General features: G+C 57.0%; 18 protein-coding genes and 1 pseudogene. 7 read left to right on the top strand and 12 right to left on the bottom strand.

The window, feature by feature from the left end; genetic code table 11:
• Positions 1-2: 2 nt before the first annotated feature.
• Positions 3-2,654, top strand: a complete 2,652-nt coding sequence (locus tag AC5S3R_RS17340; protein ID WP_494268416.1) for an ABC transporter permease — start codon at positions 3-5, stop codon at positions 2,652-2,654.
• Positions 2,655-2,681: 27 nt separating this feature from the next.
• Here the strand turns inward: AC5S3R_RS17340 and AC5S3R_RS17335 are convergent, their stop codons facing one another.
• From AC5S3R_RS17335 to AC5S3R_RS17325, 3 genes are all read right to left on the bottom strand, one after another.
• Positions 2,682-3,230 (bottom strand): hypothetical protein, encoded by a 549-nt coding sequence (locus tag AC5S3R_RS17335; RefSeq protein WP_494268415.1) that lies wholly within the window; start codon positions 3,228-3,230, stop codon positions 2,682-2,684.
• Positions 3,231-3,411: 181 nt separating this feature from the next.
• The gene (locus AC5S3R_RS17330; protein ID WP_494268414.1) at positions 3,412-6,129 is read right to left on the bottom strand and encodes a TonB-dependent receptor; all 2,718 of its coding nucleotides are present in this window, start codon (positions 6,127-6,129) and stop codon (positions 3,412-3,414) included.
• Between the two features lie 213 nt (positions 6,130-6,342).
• Positions 6,343-7,053 carry an HAD-IA family hydrolase gene (locus AC5S3R_RS17325; protein WP_494268413.1) on the bottom strand — a complete coding sequence of 237 codons (711 nt, stop codon included), beginning with the start codon at positions 7,051-7,053 and terminating at the stop codon, positions 6,343-6,345.
• 61 nt (positions 7,054-7,114) lie between these two features.
• Here AC5S3R_RS17325 and AC5S3R_RS17320 point away from each other — a divergent pair, with 61 nt between their 5' ends.
• Positions 7,115-7,798, top strand: coding sequence for an HAD family acid phosphatase (locus AC5S3R_RS17320; RefSeq protein WP_494268412.1), 684 nt, complete (start codon positions 7,115-7,117; stop codon positions 7,796-7,798).
• A 195-nt stretch (positions 7,799-7,993) separates the two neighbouring features.
• On the opposite strand, the gene AC5S3R_RS17315 is transcribed toward AC5S3R_RS17320, so the two are convergent.
• The 5 genes and pseudogenes from AC5S3R_RS17315 to AC5S3R_RS17295 all read right to left on the bottom strand — a co-directional run bounded on the left by AC5S3R_RS17315 (position 7,994) and on the right by AC5S3R_RS17295 (position 12,029).
• Entirely contained in the window at positions 7,994-9,214 is a 1,221-nt protein-coding gene (locus AC5S3R_RS17315) for an MFS transporter (RefSeq protein ID WP_494268411.1), read from the bottom strand.
• A 51-nt stretch (positions 9,215-9,265) separates the two neighbouring features.
• Positions 9,266-9,490 (bottom strand): hypothetical protein, encoded by a 225-nt coding sequence (locus AC5S3R_RS17310; protein WP_494268463.1) that lies wholly within the window; start codon positions 9,488-9,490, stop codon positions 9,266-9,268.
• 24 nt (positions 9,491-9,514) lie between these two features.
• Positions 9,515-9,850 (bottom strand): annotated as a pseudogene (locus tag AC5S3R_RS17305) (phosphotransferase family protein); the annotation flags it as partial.
• Positions 9,748-10,224, bottom strand: a complete 477-nt coding sequence (locus AC5S3R_RS17300) for a hypothetical protein (RefSeq protein ID WP_494268462.1) — start codon at positions 10,222-10,224, stop codon at positions 9,748-9,750. The gene AC5S3R_RS17300 and the pseudogene AC5S3R_RS17305, both read right to left, overlap by 103 nt.
• Positions 10,225-10,322: 98 nt before the next feature.
• Positions 10,323-12,029: a peptide-N4-asparagine amidase gene (locus tag AC5S3R_RS17295; protein ID WP_494268410.1), complete on the bottom strand. Its 1,707-nt coding sequence runs from the start codon at positions 12,027-12,029 to the stop codon at positions 10,323-10,325.
• A gap of 159 nt (positions 12,030-12,188) precedes the next feature.
• On the opposite strand from AC5S3R_RS17295, the gene queC reads away from it, so the two are divergent.
• From queC to AC5S3R_RS17275, 4 genes are all read left to right on the top strand, one after another.
• On the top strand, positions 12,189-12,920 hold the full coding sequence (queC, locus tag AC5S3R_RS17290; RefSeq protein WP_494268409.1) for a 7-cyano-7-deazaguanine synthase QueC: 732 nt from the start codon (positions 12,189-12,191) through the stop codon (positions 12,918-12,920).
• Positions 12,917-13,555: a 7-carboxy-7-deazaguanine synthase gene (gene queE, locus AC5S3R_RS17285; protein ID WP_494268408.1), complete on the top strand. Its 639-nt coding sequence runs from the start codon at positions 12,917-12,919 to the stop codon at positions 13,553-13,555. Before queC ends, queE begins: the two co-directional genes overlap by 4 nt.
• The gene (gene queD, locus AC5S3R_RS17280) at positions 13,555-13,911 is read left to right on the top strand and encodes a 6-carboxytetrahydropterin synthase QueD (RefSeq protein WP_494268407.1); all 357 of its coding nucleotides are present in this window, start codon (positions 13,555-13,557) and stop codon (positions 13,909-13,911) included. Before queE ends, queD begins: the two co-directional genes overlap by 1 nt.
• A gap of 182 nt (positions 13,912-14,093) precedes the next feature.
• Positions 14,094-14,405, top strand: a complete 312-nt coding sequence (locus tag AC5S3R_RS17275; protein ID WP_494268406.1) for a Rieske (2Fe-2S) protein — start codon at positions 14,094-14,096, stop codon at positions 14,403-14,405.
• Between the two features lie 503 nt (positions 14,406-14,908).
• Here the strand turns inward: AC5S3R_RS17275 and AC5S3R_RS17270 are convergent.
• From AC5S3R_RS17270 to AC5S3R_RS17255, 4 genes are all read right to left on the bottom strand, one after another.
• Positions 14,909-16,159 carry an Nramp family divalent metal transporter gene (locus tag AC5S3R_RS17270; RefSeq protein WP_494268405.1) on the bottom strand — a complete coding sequence of 417 codons (1,251 nt, stop codon included), beginning with the start codon at positions 16,157-16,159 and terminating at the stop codon, positions 14,909-14,911.
• A 184-nt stretch (positions 16,160-16,343) separates the two neighbouring features.
• Positions 16,344-17,540, bottom strand: coding sequence for a lactonase family protein (locus AC5S3R_RS17265; RefSeq protein ID WP_494268404.1), 1,197 nt, complete (start codon positions 17,538-17,540; stop codon positions 16,344-16,346).
• 102 nt (positions 17,541-17,642) lie between these two features.
• Positions 17,643-18,863 (bottom strand): lactonase family protein, encoded by a 1,221-nt coding sequence (locus AC5S3R_RS17260; protein WP_494268403.1) that lies wholly within the window; start codon positions 18,861-18,863, stop codon positions 17,643-17,645.
• A gap of 202 nt (positions 18,864-19,065) precedes the next feature.
• Positions 19,066-20,415, bottom strand: a complete 1,350-nt coding sequence (locus AC5S3R_RS17255; RefSeq protein WP_494268402.1) for a beta-propeller fold lactonase family protein — start codon at positions 20,413-20,415, stop codon at positions 19,066-19,068.
• Positions 20,416-20,781: 366 nt separating this feature from the next.
• On the opposite strand from AC5S3R_RS17255, the gene AC5S3R_RS17250 reads away from it, so the two are divergent.
• Positions 20,782-20,995: transposase (locus AC5S3R_RS17250; RefSeq protein WP_494268401.1), on the top strand; the 214-nt coding region annotated here is incomplete at its 3' end.

Below are 20,995 nucleotides of genomic sequence, written 5' to 3'. Positions count from 1 at the left end.
GTATGCGATGGTGGCAAGCCGGAAAACGAAATGCGGACCTTGCGCGGGAAATCGAGTCTGACCTGCAGCTTGAAGAAGAAGAGCAGCGCGAAAACGGCCTGTCGCCCGAAGAGGCACGCTACGCTGCCCGGCGCGCATTCGGCAATCCGGTTCTGGTTCGCGAACAGGTTCACGAGGCATGGGGATGGGCTCCTGCTGAACATCTGCTTCAGGACCTTCGTTACGCCACCCGTCAGCTATGGAAGTCGCAGGGATTCAGCGCCGTCATCGTGCTCACGCTTGCCCTGGGCATTGGCGCAACAACAGCAATCTTCACGCTAGTCTACGACGTGATGCTACGCCCCTTGCCGTTCGCGCAGGCGGACCGCATCGTCACCGTGCAAGAAAAGGTAGCGGAGTGGAGCAATCTCTATCCAACCCTGCCAGTGAGCGCAAATCATTTCACCTTCTGGCAGCGAAACAATCGCAGCTTCGACTCCATGGCGCTTATCGAGCAGGGCTCCATTCCACTCGGCACCGGAGACCATCCCGCGCAGGTCGGTGCAATGTGGGCCACGCCGGGAATCTTTTCTGTGCTCCAGGTGCAGCCGCAGTTGGGCCGGGCCTTCTCTCAGAGTGAAGGGCAGCGCGGCAACGATCATGTAGCCGTTCTGATGTACGACTTGTGGCGTGAGCAGTTCAGCAGCGACCCCGGTGTTGTGGGCAAAACCATCCTGCTGGACGGTCTTTCTTACACAGTGGTCGGAGTGATGCCCCGGTCGTTCCGAATGCCGTCCATCAACACGCTGGCAACAATTGGCGACAAAAGCCGTGTAATGCCTGCCGGAGTTCTGGTGCCGCTGACCTTCTCGAAAGACAGGCTGGCAGAAGAGATGGGCGACCTGAATTACTTCGGACTGGCCCGGCTGAAAGCAGGAGTATCCGTGAGTGCGGCAACGGCAGAGTTAAACGCGCTGCAGCACTCCATCAGCGCCAATCTGCCCGCCGATGAAAAGGCGACACTCTCCGCCGCGTTGGTACCTTTCCAGCAGATGCTGGTAGGAAACAACCGGAAACCGTTGCTGATGCTATTGGCGGCTGTGGCGGGTCTCCTGCTTGTGGGCTGCGTCAATGTAACCAACCTTCTGCTTGCCCGCGCTGTTGGACACCGGCAGCAAATGGCCATCGCTGCTGCGCTGGGCGCACGTCGCGCCGAACTGGTCCGCATGGCAATTCGCGAAATCGCGGTGCTGGCCGTATTGGGTGGCGGAGCAGGAATCGCGCTGGCAGCGGCGATTGTTCCCATGATGCGGCAGTACCTTCCGCCGGCGCTGGACTTTCGGGGCTCCCTACATCTGGATTGGGCCGGAGCCGGTTGCGCACTGATTCTGGCCGTGCTGGCAACGCTGCTCGCAGGCGCAGCGCCGGCGTGGATGGTCTCCCGCACAGCGCCGCAGGAAGTTCTGCACAGTGAGGCGCGTCTGGCCAGTGAATCGCACGGAAGCAGGCGCATGCGTCGGCTGCTGGTGGGGATTGAAGTCGCCGTCAGCGTCGTACTTGTATTGATGACGGGATTACTGGCCACAAGCATGGCAAAGCTCATGCAGGTAGACCGCGGATTCGCTACGGAGCGAACCATCACAGCCGCCATGAACCTACCGTCCAGTTCTTACGTAGACGGACAGCATCGCGCAGCGTTTTACAGGGAAGTTCTCGAACGCATCGGTCATTTGCCCGGAGTGGACCATGCCGCGTTTATCAGTATTCTGCCGCTGAGCGGCGACGGCTGGGGAGACATGGCGCGGGTTGCGGGAGACAGCCGTCCGTTCACGCAATTACCTCTGGAAAGCTTCCGCTCGGTAAGCCCGGAATACTTCTCCGCAATTCATCTGCCTCTGATTGCCGGGCAGGTCTTCGGTCCAAGCGACTGGGATAAAAATCTCGCGCTCGTATCAGAGAAAACCGCACAAACACTGTGGCCTGGCAAGAACCCCATTGGGCAGCAGTTCAGCCGCGGCGACCCGGCCACAGAAAAGCCCTTTACGGTCGTGGGTGTTGTCGCAAATGCCCGCACTGTCTCCCTGGCAAAGCCGGACCCGATGATGGTGTATGTCCCGTACTGGTACCGTTGCGAATCAGAGGCCGGGATCGTCGTGCGAACGCATCTGGATATCTCTGAGATGGCGGATGCGGTTCGGCAGGCCATCTGGAGTGTTGACCGCAACGTGCCGGTTCCAACCGTGCGCGCACTAGGCAGCATTCTTGCGGACTCCGTGGCGAACCAGCGTTTTGAAAGGAACCTGCTGCTCCTGTTCGCCGCCAGCGCGCTGCTTCTCGCCGGGCTTGGAGTCTATGGGGTAATCACGTACTCGGTAGCGCAGCGCCACCGAGAAATTGGTTTGCGCATGGCACTGGGAGCGCAGCGTGCAAATGTTTATCAACTGGTGCTCCGCGATGGGCTGTTTCCAGTTGCGGCTGGTGCGGTTGCGGGTGTCTCACTGGCTTTCGGGGCAGCGCGCCTGGTCAACAGCCTTCTCTTTCAGGTGAGTCCGTATGACCCAGTGCTGGCTGTTGGAGCCATTGGCGTGCTGCTTGTCGTTGGAGCCGCCGCTTGCCTGTTCCCGGCCCGGCGAGCCGCTGCAATCGAGCCGATGCAGGCTCTGCGTGCGGAATAATTCCTTGCGCGAAAGGGAAGGCCTGCCTCACACCCGCGGCGGATACGGATAGCTCGCCATGTGCGCCCGGTAGCGATGCTCCCGGATGCCATTCACAATGGCATAAATTACAAAGCCGATAAGCAGCGCCGGAATCCCAAACAGCCAGAAGGGAAACAGCACGCGGTTGCCGCCTACGGCGGCAGAGTGGTCGATATCCGTTGAAGCAAACATGGCTACGACATTCTGGCCGACGTGAACGTTATTGCGCAGGTGCAGCGCGCTGAAGATGTTCACCGAATTCTGTTCAATGGAAGCATTCGGAAGTGCCGTCACATCGCTGAAAAAGCTCACCACATTCTCATGAACGGTTGACCCGATTCGCGCATTGCCGAAGAAAATCACCAGGTTGCCATTGACTTCTCCCTCAGCTTCAACGGAGCAGAAGAAGCAGACGGCATTCTCCACCGTTCTACCGGGCTCAACGTGCATGCTGGTAAAAAACTGCACGGAGTTGTTATCGTCGGCATGGGCCATAGGTGCTGCGGCAAACAGCGTAACGGCAAGCAGGCAGAGGCTGAGCAGGCGTAGGCGCATAGGTCTCCCCTTTGTGCAGGAGTATACGCTGGCAGGAAAGAAAAAGTTCCGAGGGACGAGGAACAAGGCTGCGATGCGCTTTCGTAATGCTTTAGGATGCACACCTCCGAAAAACATGGCCCGCTCGAAAGTGATTCGAGCGGGCCGTGTTTTTTTGTCCCTCTTCCCTTGTCCCAGCTTTTTAGAACTCCAGCCGCATGCCAAGCTGGATACGCCGTGGCGCGTTGACCGAAGTAGCCTCGCCAAAACCGGGCGTGTACTCCGTGGTATCCACGCCGCTGACGTTGGGATGATTGAGCACATTGAAGGCCGAAGCGGAGAAGCCAACGTGCGGCGCTTCGTCGTCCTTGTTGGCTGTAATGGCGAAGTCGTGCCCCCAGCGCAGGTCCATATCCACATATGGCGGCAGGCTTTCGGTGTACGGCGCTATGCCATCGGGCCGAGCATTGAACAGATCGTCGCCATAGGGGTCGGTGCCGGTAGAGATAGTCCACGGCGAGCCGGAGTTGGCAAAGATGCCGCCCGAGAGATTGAAGACGCTCTTGGGATTAAAGACGCCGTAGAACCCGAGGCGGTTGCGGCGGTCCCAGCCAGTGTTGGCCCACTCATCGCTGGGGTCGTACTGGTTCTGTGGGAACCAGCCGATGCCGCCCGCGTTAGATGCGAAGTGCGACCAGGTGTAGCGTCCCCAGCCGGAGAACCACTTGTTAAAGCGGCCTTCGTAGGAGATATCCATGCCGTCGCCTTCCATGAAGCCTGCGGGCTGCATCTGGCGGATGCGCAGGTAGTCAGCGTCAGGGCGCTCGGTGTAGTTCGACTCCGGCGTAGGCGCGTTGACATCCACGGAGCGGAAGACGCCAATTTCACGCACCGCATAGGCGCTGACAGTGACGGTAGCCTTTTCGCCAACGCCGCGTTCCAGTGACAAGCCATACTGCGTCTGGTAGGGAAGGCGCGCGTTCTCGGCCAGCTCAACGCGGTTTACCGGCAGCGTGGTGATGTCGTAGCAGTTCGAGATGGGGTAGCAGCCTTCGTTTGCCTGGTCGGCAGGATTGAGCGAGAGGCTGACCGTGCGCCGGCGCGGCTTGTCGCCTTCATAGCGAGCAAGGTCAAGAATCGGGCTGGAGCCGAAGCGGTCATAGTAGATGCCGCCGCCGCCGCGCAGCACCATCCGCGAATCCTGGTCGAGCACGTAAGCAAACGAGACACGTGGCGAGAAGCCAAGCCGCTTTTCAGCAAGGAAGTTCTGCCAGTCGTAGCGAATGCCCGGCGTAATGGAGAAGCTGTCCGTAACCTTGATCTGGTCCTGGATAAAGGCCCCCATCTCCTGCAGGTGGAAGATGAAGTGCGTGTCGCCGTAGCCAGAGGAGTAGCCGGAAGGGCGATTGTTGGTGAAGTTGTCCAGGGCTGTGTCAACAACATTGCCGTTGGCGTCCAGCGTAGGCGCAAAGCTGTAGGTGCCAAGCGCATTGGTGTTGTCGTCCATTGACTTGCGCGCAAAGTTTGGAACGCCAATACCCATCTTGATGAAGTGATGGCCGTGGGTCCAGGTCGCCATGTCAAAGAGACGGAAGTTGTAGGTGGTAAAGAAGTCGTCGTTCTGCCCCGAGCCGCTGGTGTAGTAGCCGTTGACGTTGATGCGCGGCGCTTCAGCGGTATTCACATTACCGTTCTGCGAGTGCTCGCCGACCACGGAGAACTGGTTAATCATGGTAGGCGAAAGTGTCGAATCCACGTGGATGGTGAAGTCGTCCTCGTGCGTTTCGCTGTTCCAGCCCGCGTCAGGGAGAGTCTGTCCGCCAATACCGGAGTTCTTCGACGTCTGCTCCTGGTAGCTGTACTGCGCGTAGGCAGATTCGGTATCGCTGAACTTATGCGCAAGGCGAATGCTGAACTCTGAGTCGCGATTCGGGGACGGCGCATTCTCCTGCAAAATACCGCTGGGGTTTTCCGGCGTCGGCGCAACGGTCGCGTCAATCACGGCATTGGAATCTTCTTCGGCGCGGTTGAAAGAGCCAAGAAAGCTGGAGTTTTTCCAGAAGAACGCAGGGCCGGTGAGATGGCCTTCGTACGTGCGCCGCTGGTCAAAGGGCTTGCTGGGAGCCAGCGCGTTCTGCGCGTTCATGGAGTTGTCGCGGAAGTAGAAGTTGAACTGGCCGTGATAGTGGTCGGCGGCAGACTTGGTGATGATTTCCATCTGCCCACGGCCCGGCCAGTAGTATTGCGCGGAGTAGGGCTCCTGGTTAATACGCACTTCCTGCACAGCGGAGGCCGAAACGGTTGCACGGCCACTCTCCACGCCGTCTACAATGAGCCCCGCGCCGCCGGTCATGGTAGCGCTGGAGTCCATAAAAGCGCCCATGGCGCTGGAGTAGTCGTTGTCGAAGATGGGCAACTGCTTCAGGTCGCTGGAGGTTAGCTTGCTGGTGTCGTGGTTGTCCTCTGAAGCAGTAAGGTCCTGGTTGCTTTCCGCGCTGACGTGGACGTTGGTGGAAAGCGTGGCAATCGACAGCACAACATGCAGCGGAGCAGCCGCAAAGGGCGTGGCTACCGGGTTTGAGGCGGCAAGTGGAGCGCTGACAACAACCGGAACCTTGGTAGTGTCGAAGCCGGGTTCAGAGATGACAAGCGTATAGTTCCCAGTGCGCGGAGGCTGCACCTGGAAAGAGCCGTCGCCGCCTGAATGGAACGTGCCGGCCACCGCGCCGTTGGCGTCCACCAGGTCAATCTGCGCATTGGGCACAATCGCGCCAGTAGGGTCCGCCACAACGCCTGTAATAGGGGCTGGAGCAGCCGAAGCGGAAGAACTGGTGGGCAGGGAATTAGCCGGCTTATAAGGTGCCGCTGCAAACGCAGCAGGCGCAGCCAGGCAAAAAACAAGCGCAAAAGAGTGATTCATCAAAAGACTCCAGACAACAAACGGTCGTCCCCTTCCACAATTCTGGAAAGGTTTACTTCCCGTAGGGGATTGGTCACTTGCTGATGCTGCCCGAACAAATATAAAAAAACAACTGGGTTCCCCATCTATGAGGGAATCGCCTTTGGCGTATCTATTGGATATCTGACGCAGCTTGCCGCCGCTAAGATTCAGAATTCCAATCGCGCCTGATTGCTACTTTATTTTTACAGGATCGAGAGCCGCCGTCCAGTCGCTCGCGGAGTCCACCAGGATATCCGGCATCTCTTCGTGCAAATTCTGCGGACCGAAGCCAAATTCGCATCCCAGGCTCCACGCTCCGGCGTTGCGGGCCGTCAGAACATCCACCTTGCTGTCGCCCACCATCAGTGTTTCGTTTGCGGTCACCCCGGCCTCGGCAATCAGCGCATTCAGGCCCATCGGGTCCGGTTTTTTAAGCGAAAAACTGTCGCAGCCATAGATAGTGGTGAAGTAAGGCGACAGGCCCAGCCCCTCGCAGATATGCAGCGCCGGACGGATGGGCTTGTTTGTCAGCACGGCCATGCGGAAGCGCGTGCTCAACGCCTTCAGCGCTTCCAGCACGCCGGAGTAGGCATAGGTGTTATCCAGGTTGTGCTCATGATAGTGCTCGATAAAAAAAGCATAGGCGCGGGCAATCTCATCGTCGTGCACCTCGTCCGGCGGAATATTTTCTTCCGCGGCAAGCGAACGGCGCACAAGCATGGTCGCGCCGTTGCCCACAAAGCCGGAGATAATCTCGTCGGTGAGATGCGGGCGGCCCATGTGGTCGAGCGCGGCGTTAACGCTGTTAACAAGGTCGCGTGCCGAGTCGATGAGCGTTCCGTCAAGGTCGAAAACAAGCAGCTTGAGTTTATCTACGGGAATGGAGCGTTGAACCTGGATCATAACCCGAGTCTACCGCGTGCCAGGCCACGCTCTAAGCAATCCTTGCGGTAGACTAAGCGCCATGAAAATGCTTTTCACGCTGCTTCTTTTTGCAAGTGTCTCCGTTGCACAGCAGGTCAGCCCGGTCGCCCCCGGCGAGCGCATCCGCAACCTCGATAAATTTAAAGCCGAGCTGAAAAGCTACCACGATTGCACTTCATCCAGTGTCTGCTATCAGCGCGACCTCGACCTGCAGGCCAATCGCGCAATAGCATTTCTGAACCGCCGCGTAAAGCACGCAAAAGCCGCAGACAAGCTGGCGCTCGTGCTAGATATCGACGAGACAACACTCTCAAACTATCAAGAGATGTCCAGCGTGGATTTTGCCTATGACGATGCAAAGTTCAACGCATGGGTAGATTCCGCAAAGGCCCCAGCCATCCCCGGAACCCTGCGCCTCTACAAAGCTGCGCAGCAGTTAGGCGTACACATGTTTTTCATCACTGGCCGCAAAGAGAGCCAGCGCGCATCCACCGAGCAGAACCTGCGTGCGGCAGGCTTCGACAACTGGCAGGAACTTGTCCTGCGCCAGAAGAATGACGAAGGCACAACCGCCGTCGCATACAAGTCAGCCGCCCGCAGCCGCATCCGCGCCGAAGGCTATCGCATCGTGCTCAACGTAGGCGATCAGTGGAGCGATCTGCAGGGCAAGCCCATAGCCGAGTATTCCGTGAAGTATCCCGACCCATATTACTTCCTGAAGTAAACAGGGAACAGGTCACGGTAATTTGCGCAGCACTGACTCATTTGCCGCAATTACAGCTCGGATGCGCAAAAGGTAGGCCGGGGCTTCAGCCCTGGCAATAGGCTCAGTCGAATGAGTGGGCCTTTAGGCCCTGAGGCATGCTTTTATAACTTTGCTCTCAGCACCATAACAGCGCTATTCGCCACAGCCTGTCGCCTAACTTCCAAACTGTTCGCCGTGTTTTTCCTTACCAAGCAGCGCCATCACTGACGCCAGCACAAAAACCGTAACCGCCGTCAACGCCATCGCCGTTGCATAGCTCGTATGGCTCGCATAGAGCGCTTCAATATAAACAACGGAGCTGGCTATCACCCCGCCAAGCTGATAAGCAAACCCCGGCAACAGCGCGCGTACAGAGTTAGGCGATAGCTCCGCAAGATGTGCCGGAATCACACCCCACGCCCCCTGCACCATGAACTGAATCAGGAACGCCCCAATAACAAGCAGAGCTTGGTTCGGCGCATAAGCCCACAGCGGAATCACCAGCACACCCAGCACAAATGCCGTGATGATAGCCCGCCGCCGCCCCTTGCGGTCGGAGTAAGCCCCCATAACAATGCCGCCCAGAATCGCGCCAACGCCGGAGATAGCAGTAATCGCCGCCCGCTGCGGCGACGCAAGATGCCAGTCCCGCTGCAGAAACGTGGGATACATATCCTGCGTGCCGTGACTGGAGAACATCATCATCGTCATAAAAACGAGCAGGTAAGCAAACAGCTTCCAGTGCCGCGTAATCTCGCGAAACTGCTCACCCCACGGCACCCGCACCGAGGCCGTACGCTGCCACACGGCAGACTCGCGCACCTTGAAATGGATAAAGAAAACCAGCGGAATTGCAGGCAGGCTCGTAAGGATAAAGAGCATCCGCCATCCCAGCCCATGAAAGAAGAAGAACAGCACCGCCGCCAGCACATTGCCTGCCGCATACCCCTCCTGCAACAAACCGGACAACAGGCCACGATGCTTCGCCGACGCCCCTTCCATCGCAAGTGAAGTGCCCACGCCCCATGTCCCGCCCATCACAATGCCAAAGGCCGCCCGAATAATCAGCAGTGAAGTGTAACTAGGCGCAAAGCCCGTCAGAATGCCCGCCACCGCATAGGCGCTCATGTTAATCATCAGCGGAATCTTGCGCCCATAGCGGTCCGCAAGCAGCCCGAAGATAAATCCTCCAATCGGCCTGCAAAGCATGGTCATGGTAATGACCAGCGCCATCTGCGCATCGCTCTTGCCGAACTCATGCGCCATCGCAGTCAGCGTAAAAGTAACAAGGAAGAAGTCAAAAGCATCCATAAGCCAGCTAGAAAAGCCGGCAAAAACAGCAGGTGGATGCGAGACGGAGACAGCCTGCGAATCGGAAGCGGGAAGCATCGCCATGGGTGCTCCCACGCTATCAGATTGCCACCACAGAAGGAAATGAGCGTTTCTTCATTTCAGAGAAAGAATATCCCTCATCTTTGTAACGAGTGATTCGAGCATATTCATTGCCCATTGCTTTTCAGTGGGGGGCTGTCTGAAAAGAATGCGGTCTGCACAATCAAGCGCTTCCTGCAGAAGCCAATTCCAATGTAGATATTCCATCACGGATTTGTTGAGGGACACTTTTCCATAACCAGCTTCAAATGCAGGCGGAATATCAGGTGCAACGAACATTAAATCCAACTCCGGTGGCGCCCACGCTGGCGAGTCCCAATCAACAAGATAGAAGTCTTCGTTCGCGGACTGAAGAATGTTTCCTGCTTGAAAGTCGCCGTGGCATAAGCAACATTGTGGCCCTGAATGTTGAGCGCTCGCGCCTGCTTGCTGAACCAACGAAAAGAAGTCGAGGAATAGTCCGTGATTGGCTTCCCATAGACGGCGAAATTTCGCTTGATAGGGTTCTGCCGAATCAAGCTTCAGGAGGGAAGAGTCTATTTCCTGGAAAAATTCATATCCACAAGGGGTGAAGGTTTCAAAGGGAAGCTTGCTTCTAAGCGCATCGGAGAGTTTTGTCCTATGAACAGCACGAAGAATTTCTCCAAGCCTGGTCCATGACGAGTCCTGCAGGATAGACCTATCAAAGGTTTTGCATCTACGAAAGGAAAAACAAGAAGTGAGAACTGCCCTATCTCTTCCCACGCATTACTGCGTGTTGAGCGGATTGGGGCGACTACAGGTAAGCTGGATGCTTCCAGCAGTTGCGAAACGGCAAAGCCTGCCTCTGGAACAACCTTTTTCAATTTCACAAAATAGCAGTCTTGCTGCGCTATAGCGCGGTATGTCCACGTTTCACTGGCATGACCCAACGCCAGGCTGCAAACTTGTTCCGCTTCGATGTCATACAGATGCTTCAGAGCCGACGCGATTGCATGCTCGGAAACAGGAACGCCGGCTGTGCTTTTCTCCATTGTCGGAATATTACCAACTCATTTGCAGAATTGAACAGAACAGCGCTCCGCATTTCGTTCTTCAATACGGAGCGCTGTTCCATCAAAGGTGTTGTCGATTACTTGTTTTTGCCGCAGCCCTTGGTAATGTTCGTCAGCGCATTATTAGCCGCCGTAAGCGTCACATCGTAGCACTGCCCAAAGGGACCAAACGACCGATAAGTCTGCGAAGCCTTGGAAGCATCGGTATAGTTCCCCGAGCCATCCACCGCCTGGTCATCCTGCGACTTGGTCTCTTCAAACGTGGAAGTGACAGAAGGCAGGAAGCCAAAGCCAAACCCGCCATTCGTCGTAGTGGCCTGGTACTGCTGGTCCACGCTGACATTTTCATAAACGCCGCCGTCCGATGTGGACCCATAAGCAAAGTTCACAGTCAGCGGATACGCAAAGTGCTGCGCGCTTGTCGAAGTGAAAAATCCCTGCTGCGTAGTCACCAGCGAATCCACAGTCGTGTTCTGTTTCGCATTCTGAATATCCGGTGCGTAGGTAGTGGGATTAACGTCAAACTCCTGCGTGTTGGTGAAGTTGACCTTCTGCGCAACGGTAGTATCCACGCGGCCATGCGAAGTGTTGATAAAGCCTTTGATGAGGAAGTCGCGCGAAGAGGTGTTGGTAATGCTGCCGGTATATTCGCCAGTGGTGGAGTTGTACTGAATGTTCTCCTTCACCTTTGGCGACGGCGCAGCCGCCAGCGTATTCGCAACAATGCCGCCCGTAACCTTCTTGCTCAGGTGGTCCTGGTAAACAAGCAGGTTGGCCGTAGCAAGAAAGTACGAGTTCGCGTTATACACGCCAACAGAAACCGTATGCGCCTTGCCATCCGAAAGCAGTCCCGCAAACGGCGTAAGGTTCACGCGATACGGCTGGAACTGGTGTGTCTGGTTGCCGGTAATCGGAAGCCACAGGTTAGGATCGATGCCGCCGGTAAAGAGGAAGGGATAAACCGGCGCCACACCAGCAGGATTGCCGTCAATATAAATCTCCGTTTCGCGGAAGGCCGTGCCGCCATTGCTCACCAGGTTGTTGGTCTGGTCATTCGGCACGTTGAAGTAGTAAAACTCATCGCTGCTCTGCGGTTGCGCAATCACGTCGAGATAAACGCTCGAGACATTCTCCGGCAGATTAAGCGTCTGCGTAATCCGGTCGCTGGTCGTGTTCAGCGTTCCCGCATCGCCTCCGCTGCCATTCACCGGCACCACAATGTCCGGCGTAACCGGTGCAGGATTCACAAAGTTGGCTGGATAAAACTCCAGCGCCGCACTCGCAAAGATATCGCCGTTATAAGTGGAGTTGAAGATGTTGCCAAGATTAGCCTCACCCGTCTGCGCGGCCTTGAAAATCGGCGACAAATCAGTAACGTCGCGCTCCACATGCCACGAAGGGCTAAGGTTCGACGTAGGCTCAGAAGTCGTGCCGTAGTAGATATTCGCCTTGCCAAGATAAAACGCGGCGCTGCGGTCGTATTGAACTCCGGCAGTCACGGTAAAGTCCGCGGTAAACACAACCTTCGCCCAAGGGCCGGAGCAGGCGGCGGGCGGGGTATACGTAAAACTTTTCAAATTAAAGTCGGCAAACTCCTGGTTCGCAAAAAGCTGCACAGTGCAGGGCTTGGTAGAGGGGCGGGGAACAGTGGGTTCTGCGGAAGCAGGATTGGAGGAACCGATTTGCGGCGTGGCTGGCGCAAGCACGACTTGCGCGCTGACCAGCGTTGCGGGAAGCGCGGCCAGTGCGGCAAGGGCAAGTAGACGAAAAGACGTACGCGACATAGAGAACTCCTGATAAGGATGTTTTGACGCGAAATTACAATACCATCTCCAAAGATTGCAAAACCATGAAGATTTTCTGCAAAAACTTTGCATAATCGCCCCGGGCCGAAACACAGTGCCAGCGGCGCACCAAAAATCCCATTGAATTACCATGAATATATGAACGAAATTGCACCAAAGCCCGCTGTAGTCCTGCTCAGCGGCGGGCTGGACTCCGCGACCGTACTGGCCATTGCGCGCAGCCAGGGATATGCGCCCTACGCGCTCTCGTTTTCTTATGGACAGCGGCATTCTGTCGAGCTTGAGTCGGCAAAGCGCGTAGCGCAGTCGCTCGGCGCGGTGGAGCATCGCGTAGCGCAAATCGACCTTCGCATCTTCGGCGGCTCCGCGCTCACGGCGGACATCGCCGTGCCAAAAGACCGCGCAGAGGATGAAATCGAACACGGCATCCCTATCACCTACGTCCCCGCACGGAACACCATTTTTCTCTCCTTCGCGCTGGCATGGGCAGAGGTGCTGGGCTCAAGCGACATCTTCCTCGGCGTCAATGCGCTGGATTACTCCGGCTATCCCGACTGCCGCCCTGAGTACATCGCGGCCTATGAAGCCATGGCCAACCTTGCCACCAAGGCTGGAGTGGAAGGCCACCAGAAGCTCAGGATTCACGCACCGCTTATGCAACTGACCAAGGCGCAGATTATCCGTGCCGGGCTTGCTCTGGGCGTGGACTATTCGCTCACCTGCAGTTGCTATGACCCCGCACCCGACGGAACCCCCTGCGGAGCCTGCGACGCCTGCATTCTGCGGCAAAAGGGCTTCCGCGAAAACGGCATCTCCGACCCGGTGAGCTACGCCAACGCCGAGCCCCAGAAAGCCGGGACCGTCAAATGAGCTACGCCGTAAAGGAAATCTTCTTCACTCTCCAGGGCGAAGGCGCACAAGCCGGGCGCGCAGCGGTCTTCTGCCGCTTCTCCGGCTGCAACCTCTGGAGCGGCCGCGAGTCGGACCGCGCCACAGCCATCTGCCAGTTCTGCGACACGGATTTCTTCGGCATCGACGGCACGCATGGCGGAAAATACGAGACGCCAGCCGAGCTTGCCGACGCAATCGACCGCGAGTGGGTCGCAAAGGACTCCGGCGGCACGCGCCTCGTCGTCTGCACCGGCGGCGAGCCTCTGCTGCAGTTGGATGAGCCGCTGATCTGCGCTTTGCATGACAGAGGCTTCGAGATTGCAGTCGAGACCAACGGAACCCTGGCAGCCCCGGCAGATATCGATTGGGTTTGCGTCAGCCCCAAGTCCGGTACAACACTGGTGCAAATGGAAGGCGATGAGTTGAAGCTGGTTTACCCGCAGCCGGAGGCGCTGCCGGAAAAGTTTGCTGACCTCAGCTTCCGCCATTTCTTTTTACAGCCTATGGACGGCCCGGTTCAGGCGGCCAATACCGCTGCGGCAGTCCGCTTCTGCATGGAGCATCCGCAATGGCGGCTCAGCCTGCAGACGCACAAAATTGTAGGAATCAGGTAATGGAAATATTCAAAGAGTTTTCGATTGAGGCAGCGCACTGGCTGCCCAACGTGCCGGAAGGACACAAATGCAAACGCCTGCACGGGCACAGCTTTCATATTGAGATTCACGTCGCCGGCCCGGTAGAGCCACAGCTCGGCTGGGTAATGGATTTTGCCGACCTGAAGGCCGCCTTTCAGCCAATTGAGGACACAATCGACCACCGCTGCCTCAACGACATTCCCGGCCTCGAAAACCCAACCAGCGAAAATCTGGCCCATTGGCTCTGGCAAAAGCTTAAGCCGGGCCTGCCGTTGCTCAGCAAAGTCGTGGTGAAAGAGACCTGCACAAGCGGCTGCGTCTACCGCGGAGATTGACGATCAGAGTTTGATTTCTCAGGGGAAGCATGGGCTTTCAGGCCCCTGAATATAGGCTCGGACTTCTTCTCGATACACCCGAACCGGATTTGTCAGATACTGTCCGGCACCGAGGCAACCCGGAAACTCCCGCCGCAATCCGAATACATGTCTGCAAATTCCAAACAGATTGCGAGAGAACAATGTTCCGACTGGTCCAAATTCTGCCTGAGAGCGAGCTGCCCAAAGAAGGCGAGCTACGTGAGTGCATCACCGGCGGCGGCGATTTCTGCGTAGCCCGCATCAACGGCCAGATTGCCGTGCTCAACAACGTCTGCCCGCACCAGGAAGGCCCGCTCGCCGAAGGCACCATCGAAGAGGGCCGCATCGTCTGCCCGTGGCACGGCTGGTCCTTCGACCCGCTGACTGGCACGGAGAAGCTGAACCCCTCCGAGCATGCAACGGTCTACGCAAGCAAGATTGTGGATGGCGGATTGAGCGTAGTTCTGGACTGACGGGCTGCCTGTGGAAAACTCTCTGTCAAGCCCTTTGACTGAAAATATTTTCTAACTCATTGATTCCATTGTGCAAAATCCATCTCCAGTTTTGCGCTCAATTATCTCGAATTTGCTAAGCTTAAATCAGTAGAGAAAACGGCCCGAATCCCCATGGATTCGGGCCGTTCTGTTTCCGGCGAAATGACAGCCCGGACACATAATGCCGTACGAACATACAAGCTGGAAGCGTGGAATAGGTAGGCTGGGGCTTTAGCCCCGGCAATCAAGCCAACAAGAATAAGTAGGGGCCTTTAGGCCCCTGAGGTATGCTTTTGCAGCGTTGTGTATCCACAGCGAGAGATTTATAAGCAACAAAACATTAAGAATAGAAGGCATCATGCTCCTTTTTTAGTGCATTTCTGCACAACCTCAACAAAGGAAACCACTTCAGGAAAGAGCCTCCACAGGAATTCCACGGAGAAATTCCAACATCACCACACATCGCGCTATCCCAACGCGCCCTAGTGCCCCGGCATTAATCCCCATAGCATCACAATCGTCATACCAATAACAATGATGCTCGTTCCCCACGCAATCACGTTCCACAGGCGCGAGTTCTTGTGTGCCCCCATCAGATCCTTGCGATTGATGAGCATCAGCATCAGGATAATCACCACAGGCAGCAACACACCGTTCAGTACCTGCGACATCACCGAGAAGTTAATCAGCGTGGAGTCGGGCAGCAGCAGCACGGTAATAGCGCCGCCAGCCAGCAGCAGCGTATAGAGCCAATAGAAGAACGGAGCCTGCCGGAAGGTCTTGTTGACGCCGGACTCAAGCCCAAGCCCCTCGCAAACGGTATAAGCCGTAGAGATAGGCAGAATCGACGCCGAGAAAACCGACGCATTGAAGAGCCCAAAGGCAAAGAGCACAAATGCGTAATCCCCAGCCAGCGGTCGCATAGCCTCAGCAGCATCGGAAGCTACAGTAATCTCTCCCATGCCATGCACGTAGAGTGTAGCCGCACAGGCCACAATAATGAACCACGCTACAAAGTCGGTAAACATGCTGCCCACGATAACGTCCAGCCGCGAAGCAGGGTAATCCTTAACGCGAATGCCTTTCTCAACCACCGACGACTGCAGGTAGAACTGCATCCAAGGCGCAATGGTCGTGCCGACAATGCCGATGGCCATGTAGATGTAGTCCTTGTTGCGCCAGATGCGTTCCGGCGGCATCTGCACGGTCGCCAGCAGCGCGTCGTGCCAGCTAGGCTGCGAGAGCACCCCCGTAAAGATATAGGCAATGTAAACAACCGACGCGACGAGAAATATCTTCTCCGTGCTCTTGTAATCCCCTTTCGTCACCATGAACCAGACGAGCAGGGCACAGAGCGGCACGGCAATGAACTTTGAGACATGGAAGAGATGCAGCGACCCTGCAATGCCGATGAACTCCGTGACTACGTTGGTGTAGTTCACAATCACCAGCAGAATCATCAGCACAAACGTCAGCCGCAGCCCAAACTCCTCGCGGATAAGGTCGCTGAGTCCCTTGCCGGTAACCACGCCCATGCGCGCGCACATCTCCTGCACCACGATGAGCGCAAGAGTGATAGGAAGGATAGTCCACAACAGGCCGTAGCCGTAGGTAGCGCCAGCCTGCGAGTAGGTAAGGATGCCGCCCGAGTCGTTATCTACGTTTGCGGTAATAAATCCGGGGCCGAGCACGGCGAGAAACAGCAGTATTCGAGTTCGCCAACGCTTGAGCATGCCGTGCGGATTCCTGGTGGTGGATTCATGTGTTTCCCTACTGACCATAACAGGCGAAGGGACTGAGGGACCAGGGGATGGAGGAGACTAAATTTCGTCTTGATTTGAGCCCGCATTGCGGGAAGAGAAGAAGCAAAAAGCCCAGCCAGTCGGCTGGGCTTTTTGCTTGCAAACGAGTTGCGAGTTAATCGGCCACAACCTGCAGCGAGTGGTTGCCATGTGGCACGGCAACGATGGCCGTGGGCGCTTTTTGTGAAGGATACGGAGTAGCCTGTGTTGCAGCAATTACACCAGTATTCGGATTCAGCCGGAAGCCGGAGACCGAGTTGCCGAGCGTGTTGGCGCTGTATACATAGCGGCCTTCCGCCGGTTCCACAATCACCGCGTTCGGCTGCGTGTCCGAGCCGTTGCTGGTGGTGCCGGTGGTGTTGATGGCTGCCGAAGGAATGCCGGTCGTCAGGTCAATCGCAAAGGCGGAAATGGTGGAATCGAGTGCGTTGGTGACATAGAGGAACTTACCACGCGGGTCGATAGCCACGGCTGAGGGCTGGTTGCCAGTCTTGTACGGACCACTGATGAGGAAGTTCAGCGTAGTGCCCGACGTGATGCTGTAACCAATCAACTGGTTCGAGGCAAAGTCTGTGACGTAGACGAAGCGGTTGGCCGGTTCCGCCACAATCGCGGAGGGTCTGACGCCTGCGCGGTAGGGGCTGTTGGCCGTGCCCGAGAGAGCGCCGCCGTTGCCAATGCCGAAGCCGAAGACCCAGCCAGGGTTAGCCGTGCTGGTGGTGCTCCCACCGGGGTTGTAAGCCGACTTGTCATAGACGGTGGCGTAAACTGCGGAGCCGTTGGCCAGCACGGCGAGGGACGTGGGAACCACGGAGTCGCCCGCAAAGCTGGGAATCGTAAGGGCCTGTGTCGCAACCGCAGAGCCGATCTTGCCAGAGGAAACCGAGTACTCGGTCAGCGTGGCGGAGTCGGTTCCGCTCAGGACGAAGAGCTTCGTGCCATCGGGAGAGACCGCGAGAGACACCGGAACTTCGCTCGTGGTGATCGAGTCAGCCTTGGTGAGTTCGCCAGTGGTGGCAATGGTGAAATGCACCACGGTGTTGTTATCCGAATTGGCGGCGTACAGGTCGGCATAGGTGCCGCTTACGGCCAGCGCAACGGGGTTTCCGCCGGTGGAGATAGGCTTGGTGCCGGTGCCGTTGGCATAACGCAGAGCGCCGGATTGAGAGTCAACGGCAAAGCTCTGGATGCCCTCGGAGCCTGCTAGAAAGACATAATCGACGGTCACGAGCTGGCACGCCGTGAGGGTTGCAGCCACTGCCAGGCCGATTCCGGAGGCCAGTGCAAGCTGGCTCATTTTACGTAACTTCATGCGCTTCCTTTGTCGCTTCTCAGGAAAATCTGTTTCAGTTGTCCCTTACGGATTGTAAAAGCCCGTCAGGGGAATTTCTACTTCTGTACCCTGCAGAGCGCGCTATTGCTTAGACACGCTCTGGTGCGGAACGGCTGCTACTGCAGTCGGGTTGGCGTTCGCGGTGTAGGTGATGCCCTTGGAGTTAATCAGCGAACCATCCGACTGAATCTGGAAGCCGGAAACCGTGCCTGCCAGAAAGTTGGCGGTATACAGATACTCGTTCAACGAGGGATCGATGCCGATGGCTACCGGCTGAGTTCCCGTGGTGTAAGAGGAAATGCGTGTCAGCACGCCGCTCGAAAGGGTATATGCCGTGATATTCGAGTCCTGCGCATTAGCAACGTAGGCATACTTGCCGCTCGCATCCACAACGATGGCGGAAGGCTTGTTGCCGGCAACATAAGGGCTGCCGTTCAGAGTGGTCAGGTTGCCGGAGTTGGAGGCAAAGCCCTGAATGTTGCTGCTGCTGGAATCCGTTACGTAGACGTAGGAGCCAGTGGGGTCCGTGGTAATCGCGGAGGGGTACACGCCAGCCCGGACGGGAATGCCGCTGTTGATTGGCGAGAGCGTATTGTTCTCTACAGCAAAAGCAAAGACATAGCCCAGGCCTGACGTCGTGTCATAGGCAGCCACATACGCGTAGTTGCCGTTGGCGGTCACTGCAACGGGAAGAATGATGTCCTTGGGCGCAGAAGGCAGTGTGAGAGGCCAGTAGTTGGTATTCAGCGTGGAGTTAACCGCAGGAGAACCGAGCGTGCCATCTACGTCTGCAGTGCTGCTTGCCGTGTTTTTGCTGGACTCGACCGGATACATGGCAATGGAGCCGGTGCAGGGCGAGAGCGTGGAGCACTGGGGCAGCGGCTGATAGGTATCAATAACAAAGAGATTGTTGCCGGCAACGGCGACGCCAATGGGGAAGATGCCCGGCGTGTTTACGGTGTTCTGCGGATAAAGCTTACCGTCATTACCAATGATGAACTGGACGATGCTGTTGTCGTCACGGTTGACGACATAGAGATTTAGCTGGTCGGTAGAAACGGCTTCTGCGACGGGGTTACGGCCGCCGGAAGGGAAGGGCGAGGTGGGAATCTGGCGCATTGCGCCAGATTCACGGTTGACCTCAAAGACGTCCATTTCGCCGTAATTGTTGGCTCCGGCAGCTTTAGCGCTGGAGACAAAGACAAAGTCCTGCGTAAGTGTTGCGCAGGAGCAAAGAAGACCTGCCGCGGCAAGGCTCAGGGCGGTCGCGCCAAATAGCTGGCCTGTTTTGTTCAACTTCATGCGCATCTTTCATCCGCGGGCCAAACGGCTGGCCTGCAATTTCTTATTTTGAAAGGAGCTCCGGAAGGGCTAAGGGCGCCATAACTGGAGCTCACTGGAAATCTGTAAGAACCCGAATACTCCCGGGATTCCGAACCCGATTCCAGTGCGGGTTGGCAGGGAAGCGCCATACCCGCACTGGAAAGCTTGAACAGCCGGGCTATTAGCTGGTGCGCCCGTTGACGAGGCAATAGGCAGCCGGACCGTCCAGCGAGTAGGTCTTGTTCGCCGAGCCGGGCAGGTTCGCCAGCGTACCCGCATTCTGATCCAGCACCTTGCCGGTAACAGAGGAGTCGTTGAAGTTTGCCGTGTAGATGAACTGGTTCGACGGATCCTCCACCAGGCAGGCCGGACCAGCGCCGGAACCGAAGGGGCTGCCGGACATGGTGGTCAACTGGTGCGAGCTGGTGTCAATCACGTAACCGGCAATGCCGCTCTGCGTGTTAGTGACGGTCGCGTCGGAGTTATCGCCGGCGTTAGCAACGTAAATCCACTTGTTCTTGCTCTCGGCGAGCAGGAACAGCGGGTTGCTCTGTGCCGGAACATCAGGCACTGCGCCGCCAGTCTGCGACTGCAGTGCACCGCCGGTGCCTACACTGTAAGGCAAAATCTGCGCCGGGACCGTCACAGCCGAGTTGCTGTTGCTCGGCGTATAAGTGAGCGGCTCGTTGTCCAGTACATAGACATAGGAGCTGCCAGCCTGGATCGCTGTAGCTTTGGCGATGTTGAGCGGCTGAATGCTGTTCTGACTGACGGTCAACTGCCCTGTGCCGAGCGTGTAGGCGTACGGAAAGACGTAGTTGCAATTGGAAGTGCAGTTAGGCGTGCCGCTGAGCGTCAAAACGTAGTTCGACGAGAGAATGAAGTCGATCGGGTCAGACGGAACCGGGAAGTAAGAGAGTGGCGTGCCGCTGGCAGAGGTAACCTGTGCATTGACCAGAAGGCTCAGGCGGCCAGTGGTCGGGTCTACGTTAAAGGCCGTGATGTCGCCACAGGAGGTGACTCCCTTACCCAGCGCCAGTGCGCAGGAGGACGGGTCCGGAACATCGTGGTCGAGAACGTAGATATGCGCGCCAGTGGAGTCCGCAATGAGGCGGAAGGGGTTCTTGCCTTGCGTGAAGAAGGTCTGCTGAGGAGTGAGGGCACCGTTACCGCTCACCGAGAACTGGACAATGTTGGCCTTGCCGCAATTCGAGTCGGTGGTGTTAGTGGTGCAGTCGTTGCCGCCCTGATTCAGGACATAAAGGAAGCGGCTGCCGAGCAGCAGCACGGCGCGGCCAGGATAAGAGCCTCCCGAGCTGACGGGCATGCCGTTGATAGGCCGCAATAGGCCGGTATTGTGGTCGATTCTGAAGCCACTGATAATGCCCTGACCAGTGGTGCCGGAGGTCTGTGTTCCGGTCACATAAAGAAAGCCAACGGTATAGCTCTGAACGCAAGACGTAACGCTGAGGACGACACCGAGTGATAGTGCGCCCATCAGAAGGGCCTTGCCGAATTTCCTGAACTTCATGCGATTCCTTCATCTGGCCCGGCGTGCTCTTCAAGGCATGCGCCGCCAAGTATGTGTTCTTTCCCTAGCAGAGGCTGGGTGGGAAGGGTCCCTGCTGCATTGTAAAAGCCGAGGGTACGTTGTGCCTAATTTCCGAGGGTGCTGATGGCTAAACAGAAGCGATTTTCTGTTTTACCAGTCAGCTAGCCCGTTCGAGCGGTGGAAAACTGGGTCCCAAAAGCCTGCTTCCCGATGCACGAACGTGACTGGCGGTTGGACGGAGAATTGGGGGGAAAGGTCAACGGGAAAAAGGGACTGGGGACTAGGGACTAGGCTGTATCGACATATACACTTTGCGTGCGTTGGTCGAGCTGCTGCAGTGTAAGTATGGCGAGCCGGTACGAGTTAAGCGAGGCGCAGTGGGAGCGGATCAAGGATATTCTGCCTGGACGCAAGGAGCATGTGGGCCGCACAGCAGCCGATAACCGTATCTTTGTAAACGGCGTGCTGTGGGTGCTGCGTTCCGGAGCGCGCTGGAGCGACCTTCCCGACCGCTATGGCAAGTACAAGACCGTGCACAAGCGCTTTGTGCGCTGGGCCC

This window comes from Occallatibacter sp. FHG110214_02 (assembly GCF_059115385.1).
The sequence above is the reverse complement of the archived record's forward strand: the minus strand, read 5'-3'. Positions and strand labels throughout refer to the sequence as shown.

Coding starts and splice junctions, on each gene's coding strand:
- AC5S3R_RS17340 (WP_494268416.1), top strand. CDS start 3: ATGCGATGGTGGCAAGCCGGAAAACGAAATGCGGACCTTGCGCGGGAA.
- AC5S3R_RS17335 (WP_494268415.1), bottom strand. CDS start 3,230: ATGCGCCTACGCCTGCTCAGCCTCTGCCTGCTTGCCGTTACGCTGTTT.
- AC5S3R_RS17330 (WP_494268414.1), bottom strand. CDS start 6,129: ATGAATCACTCTTTTGCGCTTGTTTTTTGCCTGGCTGCGCCTGCTGCG.
- AC5S3R_RS17325 (WP_494268413.1), bottom strand. CDS start 7,053: ATGATCCAGGTTCAACGCTCCATTCCCGTAGATAAACTCAAGCTGCTT.
- AC5S3R_RS17320 (WP_494268412.1), top strand. CDS start 7,115: ATGAAAATGCTTTTCACGCTGCTTCTTTTTGCAAGTGTCTCCGTTGCA.
- AC5S3R_RS17315 (WP_494268411.1), bottom strand. CDS start 9,214: ATGGCGATGCTTCCCGCTTCCGATTCGCAGGCTGTCTCCGTCTCGCAT.
- AC5S3R_RS17310 (WP_494268463.1), bottom strand. CDS start 9,490: ATGTTCGTTGCACCTGATATTCCGCCTGCATTTGAAGCTGGTTATGGA.
- AC5S3R_RS17300 (WP_494268462.1), bottom strand. CDS start 10,224: ATGGAGAAAAGCACAGCCGGCGTTCCTGTTTCCGAGCATGCAATCGCG.
- AC5S3R_RS17295 (WP_494268410.1), bottom strand. CDS start 12,029: ATGTCGCGTACGTCTTTTCGTCTACTTGCCCTTGCCGCACTGGCCGCG.
- queC (WP_494268409.1), top strand. CDS start 12,189: ATGAACGAAATTGCACCAAAGCCCGCTGTAGTCCTGCTCAGCGGCGGG.
- queE (WP_494268408.1), top strand. CDS start 12,917: ATGAGCTACGCCGTAAAGGAAATCTTCTTCACTCTCCAGGGCGAAGGC.
- queD (WP_494268407.1), top strand. CDS start 13,555: ATGGAAATATTCAAAGAGTTTTCGATTGAGGCAGCGCACTGGCTGCCC.
- AC5S3R_RS17275 (WP_494268406.1), top strand. CDS start 14,094: ATGTTCCGACTGGTCCAAATTCTGCCTGAGAGCGAGCTGCCCAAAGAA.
- AC5S3R_RS17270 (WP_494268405.1), bottom strand. CDS start 16,159: ATGCTCAAGCGTTGGCGAACTCGAATACTGCTGTTTCTCGCCGTGCTC.
- AC5S3R_RS17265 (WP_494268404.1), bottom strand. CDS start 17,540: ATGAAGTTACGTAAAATGAGCCAGCTTGCACTGGCCTCCGGAATCGGC.
- AC5S3R_RS17260 (WP_494268403.1), bottom strand. CDS start 18,863: ATGAAGTTGAACAAAACAGGCCAGCTATTTGGCGCGACCGCCCTGAGC.
- AC5S3R_RS17255 (WP_494268402.1), bottom strand. CDS start 20,415: ATGAAGTTCAGGAAATTCGGCAAGGCCCTTCTGATGGGCGCACTATCA.